The following is a 13000-nucleotide window of genomic DNA, read 5'->3' as shown; positions in this document are numbered from 1 at the left end:
CATGAGTTGTAGTTTGAGGGAGAACTTGTGTAGCTGACGGCATTATATACGAGGTTTAAAAGCTAGGGGAGACTTGTTCAGAAACACTGCGGTCTTTCTGAAATTTCACGAAGTACTGTGGCAGCAGACATACTGGTAGCAAGTGCTTCTGGCTGCATGATGGAGTGTGGTGCAGCTTTCGTAAAAGCATTTCGCTGCGGATGTCTTGCCGCATAGACGAAAAACTATAAGGCTGGTTTAATAAAAAATTATCTGCTCAAGCCAATAAAGTTACCAGGGAAGGAGAAACCCCAAACACCAGAAGCCAGCGCAGCTACAATGATGTTGGTTCTTTGAGCCATTAGAAACCGATCTGCAAATATAGGAAACAGCTGATTTTAGTGGTTAGACAATCGTAGATTTAGACAATAGGTTCCAAGCGTAGTACAACAACTGAAAGCTATCAAAGTTAGAAAAGCTTTGCGTTTTGATTGAAAACCCGAAATAGCCCACTCTATAGTATTCAGCAGCTAGTGCTTGCTACGCAGGTATGCAATAAGGGCATCAGTAAGTATATATGGTAGATTAGTTGTAGTTCTTACGAGTTCTTAGTTGTTGCTGACAACGCCCCACCAACCCCTGATACAAGGTATTATTTGGATACAGGCTTTCCGACGCAAACAGTACCCTGGTTTTCTGTGGTTTAGGCCAGTGAATTTTGTGTCTAGGCTGTTTCAGCGCCTATTCAACATGGACTATCATATTGCAGTGCCGGTTGCATGGCTGGCTACACGTGCAGCCAGCATGGAGCAACTACACTAAGGCTGTGGGTCTATGAGGCAACTAGCACGCGGGTGTTGATGGCCGAAGCACTCTTCCCCTAGCAACTTACCTTTGTAGCCATGCTTCACTTATCCGTGCGTCACCTGCTGAAGTTGCTGCCGCTACTCTGCCTGCCGCTAGCCTGCCAGCAAGCCGACCAATCAGCCACCAACTCCGTAACGGCTGTCCAACCGAAAACGCAACGTATCCGCGACGACTTAGGGCGCGAACTCACCCTAGTGGCTCAGCCACTTCGTATCATGGCGCTAGCTCCATCCATGACCGAAATGCTCTATGCCATAGCCGACACTGCCACCATTATTGCCCGTACCCAAAATTGCGACTACCCAGCTGCGGCGCTCCGAAAGCCCATCATAAGCAATTACCCGCTGGATATGGAACGCTTGATTGCGCTCCGCCCCGATGTGGTATTTACAGTCGAAGGCATCACTTCTCTTGACGATGCAGCACGGCTGGAAAAGTTTGGTGTTCCAGTCTACTATCAGCGTAGCCAGACAGTAGCAGACGTGTTCCGAAGCATGCAGGTTTTGGGCCGTATACTGCACAGGCAGCCGCAGGCTCGCCACCTCACCGATTCGTTGCGCCAAGAGCTAGCAGCTGTTGCGAAGAACACTTCTGCCTCGAAAGCCCGGCCTCGCGTGCTGGCTATTACTTGGCAAGACCCCATCTACGTATACGGGCAAAACACGCTGTTCACCGACAAAGTCAGGTTAGGAGGAGGCCAGAACGCCGTAACCGAGAAATTTGCGCAGCCCTATCCAGCGCTTACGCGCGAATACATTCTCAAATTAAATCCTGATGTGCTCATCGGGGGGAGCTTTGGCAAGCTAGACAGTACGTTCTTTAAAAATTACCCAGAGCTGAAGCGGATTCGTGCTTATCAAGCTCGCCAAGTATATGGTATTACGGGCAACCTAATGGAGCGCCCCGGCCCGCGGGTAGTGGAGTCAGTGCGAGAGCTTCAAAAGATACTAGCGAGCAGCCAGCCATAGTTTTTGCCCATATACCGCAAAAGTTGGCTTATATCTCACCCACCCCCACCATCCGCTCTTGCTGTTAAATAGAAGTCAGCCCCAGACACCCGTAGCCTAATCACATGAACCAACGTGCTCTGCCCTGGATTTTGGCCAGCTTGCTGCTGACGTTCGCGCTGGTGGTACTGGGTATGCGCGTGGGTAGCTACGAAACCACCTACGCTCTACTAGCCCGCGCTTTTATAAGCTATAATCCTCAGGACCCAACCCATTTGGTGCTCGTAGAACTGCGGCTGCCCCGTATTCTGCTGGCGTTGCTGGCGGGCGGTGGCTTAGCATTCAGTGGCTACCTCATGCAAGCTATGGTCAACAACCCCTTAGCCGATCCTTACTTGCTAGGAACGGCTTCGGGGGCTTCTCTAGGCGCTATCTTCTGCTTTTCTTTCTTGCCTAGTCTAACATTAGGTGGCTTCTATCTGCCACCGCTTTTCGCGCTGGTTGGGGCGCTGGCTACTACGTTGGTGGTGGTAGCCGTTGGCACGCAGCGGGGCCAACTTATCCCGGCGCAGTTGCTGCTCGCGGGCGTGGCGGTAGGCTCACTCACTACGGCCGTGGGTGGGGTGCTCACGTTCCTGTCGGACACGCAGGAAAAGCTGCGGAGTGTTACGTTTTGGGCGGCGGGTAGCTTCGAGCGGGCCGGTTGGAGCATGCTACCCTATCCGGCGGTAGCGTTGGCAGCAGCGCTGGGGCTGTTCGTATTTATGCAGAAGGACCTGAATATTTTGCTGCTAGGGGAGGAGCGGGCCCAGGGCCTCGGCGTACACGTAGCGCGCACCCGCTGGCTGTTGCTGCTTACTGCCTCCATCCTAACGGGTTGTGTGGTGGCCTTGTGTGGCCCCATTGGATTCGTTGGTCTGGTGGTGCCCCACCTCACGCGGTGGCTGTTGGGCGTGACGGGGCGGGCCAATCCGCTGTTCTGTGTACTGCTCGGTGCGAACTTCTTGCTGGCCTGCGACCTACTTGCCCGGCTACTTTATCCGCCAGCTGGCCTGCCAGTAGGCTTGGTCACTGCCCTGTTCGGCGTACCGTTCTTCGTATATTTGCTGCGGAAAAAAGGTTGATATCGGCTGCCGTTCAGGTTCAGGAGGAACTTCTGTGCTGCTTGCATAGCCACTTCCATGCCTTGGCCGGCGATACTTCTTTCTTTCAAGCTCCCTTCGGGCGGCGCACAGCAGACACCACTCAAGCTGATGGCAACCCCAACAAGCTGCCTATCATCACGCAACAATCAATGATTTACATCAGTCGGCAGGAACACTTCAACGCGGCCCACAAACTCTACAATCCTAAGTGGAGCGAGGAGCGGAATCGTGAGGTGTTCGGCCCTTGTGCCAACACCAATTGGCACGGCCATAATTTCGACCTCATCGTAACCGTAAAGGGCAAACCTGACCCAGATACCGGTTTCGTCATCGACCTCAAGCAACTTAGCACGCTCATCCGTACCCACATCATCGACCAGGTCGACCACAAGAACCTCAACCTGGATGTACCCTTCATGGAGGGACAAATGGCCAGTACCGAGAACTTGGCTATGGCATTCTGGAAGATACTACAGCCCGAAATCGAGCGTATTTCGCCTGCTCGTCTGCACAGTATCAAGCTCTACGAAACGCCCCGCAACTTCGTGGAATACTTAGGAGAGTAAGCAACAAATAGGAAGTAGCAACTAGGAATCGGCAAGTTTAGGCTTCACGGCTTTGTATTCGATTTTTATTTAGTGACAACTCTTACTTCGTGCTTACTAATTATTGACTCAACGAATGAAGTACTACCTGATAGCTGGCGAACGGTCCGGCGACTTTCACGCCTCCAACCTCATGCGTAACCTGCGTCAGCAAGACGCAAAAGCCGAATTTCGAGGCTGGGGTGGCGACATGATGAAGGCCGAAGGGGGCACGCTGGTTCATCACTACCAGGAAATGGCTATCATGGGCTTCTGGGAAGCCGCTACCAGCATTCTCAAGTTTCGCGGCTACCTGAAAGAATGTCAGCGCGACCTGCTAGCCTACAAACCCGATGTCTTGATTCTGGTCGACTATGCTGGCTTTAATCTGCGAGTTGCTAAGTTTGCCAAGGAACACGGTATCAAGGTGTTCTACTACATTTCGCCTAAGATTTGGGCCTGGAATCAAGGCCGAGTTCATACAGTCAAAAAGCTGGTCGATAAGATGTTCGTCATCTTACCTTTCGAGCAGGAATTCTATCAGCGTTTTGGCTACGATGTCGACTACATTGGCAACCCCACCGCCGATGCGGTAGCCGAACACCAAAAAACCACCGATTTCCACCAGCGTCATAACCTCGATCCAGCCCGCAAAATCATTGCTGTGTTGCCCGGTTCACGCAAACAGGAAATCGAGGAGATGCTTTACGAAATGGTAGCCATTCTGCCGCCATTCCTCGACTACCAATTCGTTGTAGCCGGGGTCGACAACCTCGATGCCAACTACTACGCCAATTTCGAGCGCAATAACGTGCGTATCCTCTTCAACGAAACGTACGACTTGCTAGCTCATGCCACCGCTGCACTCGTAACGAGTGGCACAGCCACGCTTGAAACGGCATTATTTGGCGTGCCTCAAGTGGTATGCTACCGTACTAGTGCTGTTTCCTATGCAATAGGCAAAGCCGTTATCAAGGTACCGTACATCTCCTTGGTAAATTTGATTGCCGACCGTGAGGTGGTAAAAGAGCTTATTCAAGGAGACTTCAATTCTCGCAACCTCGTCAAAGAGTTGAAGAAGATAACCGCTGACGAGGCGTTCATTGCCTTGCAAAAGGCTGGTTACGCTGAAATCCGCGAGAAGCTAGGTCGACAGAACGCGGCCGAAAAAGCGGCAAAGCTGATGGTAGGCTATCTAGCCCCAGCCAGTTAAGCGCAAGCACGGTCCACCACAAGCAGAAAGGACCGGGCCGTAACGGAAAGTATAATTGCTTTCCGTTACGGCCCGGTCCTTTCTGCTTGCTCACAGAGGCGCAATTACGCTGCCCGCAACTGCTTCATCGGTGACTGTTCGAACTTGCTGCGTGCGTACTCCAAGTCAATAACCAGTTCCTTGGTGTCTGTCTCCGAAGGCATATCGAACATAGCGTCCGTCATGATGCCTTCACAGATAGAGCGCAGACCCCGTGCACCAAGGCGGTATTCGTCAGCTTTCACAACAATGTATTCCAGCGCGCCTTCCGTGAAGGAAAGTTGAACGCCTTCCATGTCAAACAGACGCTGATACTGCTTCACGATAGAGTTTTTAGGCTCCGTCAGAATTTTGCGCAGGGTGGCGTGATCGAGCGGGTTGAGGTGCGTGAGCACAGGCAAACGGCCAATAAGCTCCGGAATCAGCCCGAAAGCTTTCAGGTCCTGCGCTGTTACGTAGCGCAAGAAGTTCTCTGTATCAATCTTTTCCTCCAGCTGTGTCTTGGCAAAACCAATGGGCTTGGTGTTAAGCCGGCTCTTGATGATACGCTCGATACCTACAAAAGCGCCCCCGCAGATGAAGAGGATGTTCTCGGTATTCACTGTAATCATCTTCTGCTCCGGGTGCTTACGGCCACCGTGGGGCGGTACGTTCACCGTAGTGCCTTCCAATAGCTTCAGCATAGCCTGCTGTACGCCTTCTCCGCTCACGTCACGCGTGATGCTTGGGTTGTCGCTCTTACGAGCAATCTTATCAATTTCGTCGATGTATACGATGCCACGCTCGGCTGCTTCCACATTGTAATCGGCGGCCTGGAGTAGGCGAGTCAGAATGCTCTCCACATCCTCGCCTACGTAGCCCGCTTCAGTAAGCACTGTAGCATCAGCAATGCAAAAAGGCACTTGCAGAATGTTGGCCAGCATGCGGGTCAGGAACGTCTTGCCGGTACCAGTCTCGCCCACCATAATGATGTTGGACTTCTCAATTATCACGTCGTCCTTCTGTGGCTTCTGCATCAGGCGCTTGTAGTGGTTGTACACCGCCACCGACATTACCTTTTTGGCTTCGTCTTGACCTACCACATATTGGTCGAGATAATCCTTCATCTCCCGCGGCTTCACCAAGTTGAATTTTGGTGTCTTCGAGTTCGATCGAATTTTGTTCTCCTCGTTGAGAATCTGCTGGGCCTGTCCGACACACCGCTCACAGATATGCGCGTTGATGCCGGAAATCATAACCGAGACGTCTTTTTTGCTCTTACCGCAGAAGGAGCATGTTATATCTGCCATTGCTAAGGGAACTCTCAGAGTAGAGAAGGATAAGCTAATTCGATCAACCTATCTCAAAGGTACGAAAAGGCCAACGCCGTACAGCACGAAAAAAGTGCCTGCGCGGTCGGCCTCCTATATAAAAGGGAAAGCCCGCAAGAGCGGGCTTTCCCAAATCTTAGATCAATAAGGACAGAACCTAGAGCCTGAGCATAAACTCATTAGAGAAGGAGCATTTGAGCTCCCAACGCTCAATTCTCAACGGTATAATTTAGGCTACCTTTTTTTCTAGAACCTCGTCAATTAGGCCATATTCTTTGGCCTCATCAGCCCGCATCCAGTAGTCACGGTCCGAGTTGTCGTGGATTTCCTGGTAAGTCTTGCCTGTATGCTGCGCCAGAATGTCGTACAATTCTTTCTTCAGCTTCAGAATCTCGCGCGCCGTGATTTCAATATCCGACGACTGGCCTTGTGCGCCACCTGAAGGTTGGTGGATCATTACGCGGGCGTGTGGCAGCGCGGAACGCTTGTCTTTGGCACCACCCGCTAGCAGTACAGCGCCCATAGAAGCCGCCAGACCTGTGCAGATAGTGGCTACGTCAGGGTTCACGTACTGCATTGTGTCATAGATGCCAAGACCGGCGTACACCGAGCCACCTGGGGAGTTGATATAGAGCAGAATATCTTTCTTGGCGTCTACCGACTCCAAGAATAGAAACTGAGCGGTAATGATGTTGGCAATGTAGTCATCAACGGCCGTGCCTAGGAACACAATCCGGTCCATGATGAGACGTGAAAACACGTCAATCTCAGCGAAACGCGTAGGACGCTCTTCAATCACAGAACGAGTCATGCCCGTTGGTAGCACTAGCCCGGCTTTCGCCTGACCTTCAATATGATGCAGATACTGATCCACACCTAGGCCGCTGAGGCCCTGGCCTTTCACAGCGAATTTGCGAAACTCTTGTTTGTTCAGCATGACAAAAATTAGGAGAAGTGAAATAGCTAAAACGAAACCGTGGGGCAACAAAAAAGCCCATACGGCAAGTAAGGGCTTTTTTGTTGGTTAGAAAACCGGAACGATAGCCTTAGCCAGCGTTCTGATTGCGGAAGTCCTCAGCCGTAATCGGGTTGTCGTTAACAACAACTTTGCCGCGTAAGTTTTCCACTACTTTCTCTGCCAGAATGGCCTCATACTCCTGCACGTAGTTTTTACCGTTCTCCTGACGCAGATAATTGTCAGCGAACCCACGTACTGACTCCTCTAGCTCAGGCGTCATTTCCATGTTGAACTGACCCAGAATCTTCTGCATCGTGCGGTCCAGAATTTCTTCGTTTTCAACTTTTAAGCCTTGCTCCTCAACCACTTTGTTGCGGATCATCGACCACTTCAGCTCCTTCTCGTAGTCAGCGTAGTGCTCTTCTACCTGTTCAGTGGTTAGTTTGCCTTCGTTGGCACGCACCAGCCACTTCTTGAAAAACTCGGTCGGAATCTGCACAGTAGTAGCCTCCACCATCTTGTCGATGATGGTGCGGTTGATCAAACTGTCAGCTTCTCGATCATAATTCTGCTTTACCGTCTCGCGCACTTTCTCATCGAACTCCTCTTTCGAGGTTACGATGTCTTTGCCGAACACCTTGTCGAACAGCTCTTGGTTCATCTCGGCGGCTATGGTGCGGTTGATTTTTTCAACCGTCAGCACGTATTCGCCTTCTGCAGTAGCAGCATCTTCCTTGCTCAGGCCCGTAACGCTGGCAATAGTAGCCGCGTCGCCGTCAAAAGCATCTTTCAGATCAAACGTTACAGTGTCCTCAGGCTTCACACCCACAAACTTCTCAGCACCGTTCTTTACTTTCTTGATCGGCAGCAATACTGGCCGGCCTTCGCCTTCCTCGTCGGCTTTCTTCAGCTTGCCATACAACGAGTCGCCTTCTTCCGAAACCTCCGGATTGGTGCTCTCGCCAAACTGGCGCTCGATCTGCTCGTAGGTTTCTTGCAGTGTAGCCTCGTCAAGCTCTACTTTATGGCGGTCAACCGTGATGCTCTGATCGGTAGGCAGTTCGAAGTCAGGCAGCAAGCCCAGCTCGAAAGGAAAGGAAAATTCTTTCTCGGTATCAAAATTCACATCGGTCGGAACCGGTAGCGGCTCACCTAGAATTTTGAGGTTGTTTTCTTTGATATAGCCATCAACCGCTTTGCCAAGCAACGAGTTGATTTCGTCGGCTAGAATGCCCTTGCCATACATTTTGCGCACCAGCGTGGCCGGAACCTTGCCGGGGCGGAACCCTTTGATTTGCGCCTTCTTGCTATAGTCCTTCAGTTTGGCATCTACAGCAGGAGCATAATCCGCTTCCTTGAGGTTTACTGTCAGGATGGCACTCAGTTGGTCGTCTTTCTTATCGAGGGTGATGTCCAAAACGGGGCGTCGGTTAAGGGTAAAGGGTAAAGGGACCGAAACCGGGAAAAAGAAACCCCCAACGGTTGGGTTGAGGGCTCAGGGTGCTTCGGTACTTGTTAAAAAAATGTGCGGATGGAGGGACTCGAACCCACACGCCTTGCGGCACCAGATCCTAAGTCTGGCACGTCTACCAATTTCGCCACATCCGCCTCAAGGCCATTCGCCTCGGGGGCGCAAAGCTACGCAAGCTCCTTGAAAAACCAAACGCTACCTCGCGGATAAAACCTAAAATTCGTTCCGTAATGTGTTAAATGCCTCTTATTCTGCTAGTCTCTTTGCGTAGCTTTTTTTGCACATCCTCCTTCGTGCTGTAATGGGCAGGCATAGTGTCTACTCTCAATAGACTGATTGCATACCAGCGGATCCACTTTTAGCAGGAGCTTTGCGCGGGCCGCAATTAGGTAAACCAACCTTTTAGTGGCTGTTGCTTGTTCATAAGCCGCCCCTAGCTTCGTACTTTAGTGTTTATTGACTTTGGCGCTTCCGCGCTGCCCATGCAACATGGCCACCTTACTTGACCCCGAGGTAGAGCGCCAGGAAATCCTGCGCCATTACCGCCGCCTACTCCGCACCGCAAAGCCTTACCTGAAAGAAGGGGATGCGAAGCTGATAAAAAAAGCATTTAACACCTCCTTAGAGGCGCACAAAGAAATGCGCCGTAAGTCAGGCGAGCCATATATTCTGCACCCACTGGCTGTAGCCCAGATTGTAGTAGAGGAAATTGGCCTTGGCACCACCAGCATCGTAGCTGCTTTGCTTCACGATGTAGTAGAAGATACGCCGTGGGAAATTGCTGACGTCGAGCGGGAGTTTGGCTCGAAAGTAGCCCGCATAGTGGATGGCCTCACCAAAATCTCGGGTGTTTTCGAGTACGGTACCTCCGAGCAAGCCGAAAACTTTCGAAAGATGTTGCTCACGCTTTCCGAAGATGTACGCGTGATTCTCATCAAACTCGCCGACCGTCTGCACAACATGCGGACTCTCGACTCAATGCCGCGCCATAAGCAGCTTAAAATTTCTTCCGAGACTATCTATCTGTACGCTCCACTAGCGCATCGGCTTGGCCTCTATGCTATCAAAACGGAGTTGGAAGATCTCCATCTCAAGTACACTGACACCGACATCTATAATGAATTGGTAAACCGGGTGCGCCAGAGTAGGAGTGCCCGCAACCGCTTCATCAAAGAATTCGTGCAGCCCATCGACGAAGAATTGAAGGCTCAAGGGTTCGAGTTCGAGATTAAGGGTCGCCCCAAAAGCATCTATTCCATCCTAAAGAAGATGCGCAAGCAGAACATCACCTTTGATGAGGTGTACGACCTGTTTGCTATTCGTATCATTCTGGATGTGCCTCATGAGCAAGAAAAGGCCGCTTGTTGGCAGGTGTATTCTATTGTCACCGATTTCTATCAGCCTAACCCTGACCGCCTGCGCGATTGGGTAAGCACACCCAAAGCCAACGGCTACGAAAGTCTGCATACCACTGTTATGTCCCGGTCTGGGCAGTGGGTGGAAGTGCAGATTCGTTCTCACCGCATGGACGAAATTGCCGAGAAAGGTTACGCTGCGCACTGGAAATACAAAGACACCGGTGCCATTCAGCCGGAGTCCACTCTAGAAGCCTGGATTAATAAGGTGCGGGAAATGCTGGAAACCAACAATTCCAGTGCCTTGGAATTCATGGATGAGTTCCGCCAGAATCTCTTTGTAAAAGAGGTGTATGCTTTTACCCCCAAAGGCAAGCTGCTCATTCTACCCGACAAAGCCACTGCTTTAGATTTTGCCTTCGAAATCCATACTCACATTGGTCTTCAATGCTTAGGTGCCAAAGTGAATCAGAAGCTTCAGCCCCTCAGCTATCAGCTCCACAATGGCGACCAAGTTGAAATCCTGACCTCACAAAAGCAGAAACCAACGGAGGAGTGGTTGCAATATGTTATCACGTCCAAAGCGCGTTCCAAAATCAAGGAATGGCTGCGCGACGACAAACGCAGTAAAGCAGATGATGGCCGATATATAGTAGAGAAGCGCTTAGAGCTGATTGGCATCGAATACACGCAGGACAACTTCAACCGCCTGCTGGCGCATTTCAACACCTATAATGTGCAGGAGTTTTTCTACCGCGTGGCTATTGGCCAGATTGATGGTCGCGAAATCAAGCCGGACCTCTTCGATCCAACGATTGAAGTACCACGCCTGCCGTCCAAATTGGAGCCCAAAGCTTTCGACCACGAGGTACAAAAAATCCGAGGACTAAGCGCCAACATGCTGGTGATTGGCGAACGAACCGATAAGTTCGACTACACTATTGCGCCGTGCTGTAATCCCATTCCGGGCGACGACGTGTTTGGCTTCGAAACCGAGGAAGGCATTGTTATCCACCGCACGTCTTGTCCTAGAGCGGTGAAGATGATGTCCAACTATGGCAATCGAATTGTTCGGGCCAAATGGACTGACCAGCTAGAATTAGCCTTCCTCGCTGGGCTACGCATTAAGGGCTCCGATAGGGTAGGGCTAGTGAATGATGTCACGCGTATTATCAGTAACAGCCTCAAAGTCAACATGCGGTCTATCACTATCGACTCAGACGACGGTATGTTCGAAGGGCAAATCATGGTCTTCGTTAATGATACTGACCACCTGACGAAGCTAATACAACGCCTTTCTAAAGTAAACGGCGTTTTGTTAGTTGAACGATTTGACTCCTAAAGCTTAATTCTAAGTCTTAAAAAGTCTTAAAAAAGTTCTACAGTCTAAAACAGCATATAAATGGAGGTGTGAGTTGTTCAAGCCAATGCGTACCGGTTGCATTGGTTGTTGTGTAGTAACTTTGCCTCACTCCTTATAATGGTAGGATCACATAAAATGCTCGACAAAGAGAAGTACGAGGAGGTCAAGAAGATCTTCACAGCGTACCTAGAGAATAAGGGCTTGCGCAAAACTTCAGAGCGCTACGCCATTTTAGAAGAAATATATTCTCGTACAGGCCATTTCGATGTAGAGGAACTGTTTGCCGGTATGAAGGAGCAAGGCCTACAAGTAAGCCGTGCTACTGTCTACAACACGCTTGATCTGCTGGTTGAACATGGGCTAGTTAGTAAGCACCAATTTGGCCGTAATCTTGCTCAGTATGAGAAGTCATATGGTTACCGACAGCACGACCACGTCATCTGCACCGAGTGCCACAAAGTGGTTGAATTTTGTGACCCTCGTATCCATGGCATCCAAACCATGGTCGGGGAGTTACTCAACTTCCATATCTTGCACCACTCTTTAAATCTTTATGGCGTGTGCGGCGACTGCCGTGCTAAAGCCGCTACCCGCTCTTTAGCCGAATGAAAACAGAAACGGCCGTTCAGGACGGCATCCTCTTCGTGCGCCTTGCCGGCGACCTTATCGGTAGTCCCGATACACAGCAATTACTTCAATCGGTTGACCAACACCTTGGTGATGAACTGCGTCATTGCGCTGTTGACTTGTCAGAAGTGCGGTACATTAATAGCACAGGTATTGGGGTTCTTGTATCACTGCTCACCAAATTCCGTAGCCGCGGCGGCGAGTTAGTCTTAATCAACCCCGCTGACCACCCACGCAAAATGCTTGCTTTAACCAAGCTAAACGCTATTTTCTCTATTGCCGACGACGATACCGCCGCCGCTCAACAACTGAAAGCCACAAACTAATGCCAGTTGACGTTTTAGTAGGCTTACAATGGGGTGATGAGGGCAAAGGCAAAATAGTTGACGTGCTAGCCCCCACTTACGATGTGGTAGCACGCTTCCAGGGTGGTCCCAACGCGGGCCACACACTTACCTTTGATGGTATCAAGCATGTCTTGCATCAGGTTCCCTCGGGCATATTTCACCCCCATATTCTTAATGTTGTAGGCAACGGCGTCGTTCTCGACCCTGTTGTGTTCCGGCAGGAATTACAGAAGCTCACCGATCGGGGTATCGACTGGGCCGCCAATCTTTACGTTTCCAAGAAAGCGCAACTGATTCTTCCTTCACACCGCGCGCTTGACCGCATCAACGAAGATGCTAGGGGAGGAAGCAAAATAGGTTCTACACTCAAAGGAATCGGTCCAACATACCAAGACAAAATTGGCCGCACAGGTCTTCGTGTCGGTGATGTACTATTACCCGATTTTCAAGAGCGTTACCAAGAGGCTGTTGCTCGTCATGCTACGTTAGCTGCATTTCACAACAAAGAGTTGGAAATCGAAGCTTTGGAAACAGAGTTCTTCTCTGCCGTGGAATTCTTGCGTACTCTTCAACTTACCGACACCGAGTATCTGCTGAACGACTTGTTGAAGCAAGGCAAGAAAATACTAGCGGAGGGTGCACAAGGCTCTTTGTTAGATGTTGACTTCGGTACCTACCCATACGTTACATCATCTAGTACCATTGTGGCCGGTGCTTGCACTGGTCTAGGTATCGCTCCTCGCCACATAGATAGAGTCTATGGTATCAGCAAAGCGTATTGCACTCGTGTAGGTA

11 protein-coding genes and 1 tRNA gene (1 of these 12 running past the window's edge) are annotated in these 13000 nt (G+C 50.7%); 8 read left to right on the top strand and 4 right to left on the bottom strand.

Annotated features, from left to right (window positions below):
• Positions 1-881 precede the first annotated feature (881 nt).
• The 4 genes from MTX78_RS16420 to lpxB all read left to right on the top strand — a co-directional run bounded on the left by MTX78_RS16420 (position 882) and on the right by lpxB (position 4735).
• Positions 882-1814 (top strand): ABC transporter substrate-binding protein, encoded by a 933-nt coding sequence (locus tag MTX78_RS16420; RefSeq protein WP_243796476.1) that lies wholly within the window; start codon positions 882-884, stop codon positions 1812-1814.
• A 104-nt stretch (positions 1815-1918) separates the two neighbouring features.
• On the top strand, positions 1919-2917 hold the full coding sequence (locus MTX78_RS16415; protein WP_243796474.1) for a FecCD family ABC transporter permease: 999 nt from the start codon (positions 1919-1921) through the stop codon (positions 2915-2917).
• A 170-nt stretch (positions 2918-3087) separates the two neighbouring features.
• Positions 3088-3504, top strand: a complete 417-nt coding sequence (locus MTX78_RS16410) for a 6-pyruvoyl trahydropterin synthase family protein (RefSeq protein ID WP_243802909.1) — start codon at positions 3088-3090, stop codon at positions 3502-3504.
• A 115-nt stretch (positions 3505-3619) separates the two neighbouring features.
• Positions 3620-4735 (top strand): lipid-A-disaccharide synthase, encoded by a 1116-nt coding sequence (lpxB, locus tag MTX78_RS16405; protein WP_243796472.1) that lies wholly within the window; start codon positions 3620-3622, stop codon positions 4733-4735.
• A 104-nt stretch (positions 4736-4839) separates the two neighbouring features.
• Here the strand turns inward: lpxB and clpX are convergent, their stop codons facing one another.
• The 4 genes from clpX to MTX78_RS16385 form a co-directional block, all read right to left on the bottom strand.
• Entirely contained in the window at positions 4840-6063 is a 1224-nt protein-coding gene (gene clpX / locus MTX78_RS16400; RefSeq protein ID WP_243796470.1) for an ATP-dependent Clp protease ATP-binding subunit ClpX, read from the bottom strand.
• Positions 6064-6313: 250 nt separating this feature from the next.
• Positions 6314-7021, bottom strand: coding sequence for a ClpP family protease (locus tag MTX78_RS16395; RefSeq protein WP_317258908.1), 708 nt, complete (start codon positions 7019-7021; stop codon positions 6314-6316).
• A 109-nt stretch (positions 7022-7130) separates the two neighbouring features.
• Positions 7131-8459, bottom strand: a complete 1329-nt coding sequence (gene tig / locus MTX78_RS16390) for a trigger factor (protein ID WP_243796468.1) — start codon at positions 8457-8459, stop codon at positions 7131-7133.
• A gap of 109 nt (positions 8460-8568) precedes the next feature.
• Positions 8569-8650 (bottom strand) — tRNA-Leu (locus MTX78_RS16385).
• A 352-nt stretch (positions 8651-9002) separates the two neighbouring features.
• Here MTX78_RS16385 and MTX78_RS16380 point away from each other — a divergent pair.
• The 4 genes from MTX78_RS16380 to MTX78_RS16365 all read left to right on the top strand — a co-directional run.
• Positions 9003-11210 (top strand): RelA/SpoT family protein, encoded by a 2208-nt coding sequence (locus MTX78_RS16380; protein ID WP_243796467.1) that lies wholly within the window; start codon positions 9003-9005, stop codon positions 11208-11210.
• Positions 11211-11366: 156 nt separating this feature from the next.
• Entirely contained in the window at positions 11367-11840 is a 474-nt protein-coding gene (locus MTX78_RS16375) for a Fur family transcriptional regulator (protein WP_022822735.1), read from the top strand.
• Positions 11837-12184, top strand: a complete 348-nt coding sequence (locus tag MTX78_RS16370) for an STAS domain-containing protein (RefSeq protein WP_243796465.1) — start codon at positions 11837-11839, stop codon at positions 12182-12184. The genes MTX78_RS16375 and MTX78_RS16370 overlap by 4 nt, the downstream gene beginning before the upstream one ends.
• Positions 12184-13000, top strand: the 5' portion of a protein-coding gene (locus MTX78_RS16365) for an adenylosuccinate synthase (protein ID WP_243796464.1). It continues 455 nt past the right edge of the window; the window shows 817 of its 1272 coding nt (coding positions 1-817); the start codon lies at positions 12184-12186; its stop codon lies off the right edge, out of view. Before MTX78_RS16370 ends, MTX78_RS16365 begins: the two co-directional genes overlap by 1 nt.

The sequence above is a fragment of the Hymenobacter tibetensis genome, from assembly GCF_022827545.1.
Lineage (GTDB): Bacteria > Bacteroidota > Bacteroidia > Cytophagales > Hymenobacteraceae > Hymenobacter > Hymenobacter tibetensis.
Note: the sequence above shows the minus strand (reverse complement) of the source record. Positions and strands in the feature narration are given on the sequence as shown.